The sequence below is a fragment of the Rhizobium sp. CF142 genome, from assembly GCF_000281145.1.
In the GTDB taxonomy this organism is placed as follows: Bacteria; Pseudomonadota; Alphaproteobacteria; order Rhizobiales; family Rhizobiaceae; genus Rhizobium.
This window is the reverse complement of record NZ_AJWE01000076.1, coordinates 1-665: the sequence shown is the minus strand read 5'-3', so window position 1 is coordinate 665 and position 665 is coordinate 1. Positions and strand designations below refer to the sequence as shown.

The 665-nt window shown below is 62.7% G+C and carries 2 protein-coding genes; both read right to left on the bottom strand.

The features are described 5' to 3' along the window. Window positions 1–287 (bottom strand): mobile mystery protein B (locus PMI11_RS15660; RefSeq protein WP_007818647.1); only part of this gene is annotated, 287 nt, incomplete at its 3' end. Continuing rightward, on the bottom strand, window positions 284–665 hold a 382-nt coding region (locus tag PMI11_RS15655), incomplete at its 5' end, for a mobile mystery protein A (protein WP_007818646.1). The genes PMI11_RS15660 and PMI11_RS15655, both read right to left, overlap by 4 nt.

Genomic DNA, 665 nt, shown 5'->3' with positions numbered 1-665 from the left:
CGGTAGGCTTGGACGCCGATGTTGCGCTCCGTCGTTCGGAAGGTGCCGGCCCATTCCCAGACGTCGCCAAACATCCGCTTGTGCAGTGTTCGCATGAAGTCCTCGCTGAGCATTCGCTCAAGCGATACGCGCCGGCGACCGCGCGCCCAGGCCGCACCCTCGACGATGTTTTCCTGCTCCGCCTCGTTGAGATCACGGCGGTGCGTGATCCATGTCTGAAGCAGTCCCTCTCGCTCTTGCGGTTCAAGGGGTGTTGCGTCCTCAGGCTCCTTAAACAGGTCCGTCATGTCTCGTTCCAGAGGTCGCGCTCGGAGAGTCTATCGCGGATGTATGCCTGGACGCGGGATTCGAAGTCCGCCTCGTCCGTGCCTTGAGCTTCGAGCCGCATCGTATGCGCGACGCGCTGAAGCTCGCGTGTTGCGATTTTCCGCGCGCGCGCCTCAATGACAGTCTCAAGCGAACTGTTGGGAACGAGGGCGTAGACGAGGGTGCAATCCAGCGCCTCAGCTGCGCGACGTAAGGTGTTAAGTTGGATCGTGCCTGCGGCTTCCGACTTCTCTATGGCTTCTACGGTTTGAGGTCGCACGCCAATGCGTGTACCGAGCTGCGCGCCCGTCATCCCGAGCGCGTCGCGTAGTGCGCGCACCCATCCCTTCGGCGGCGCC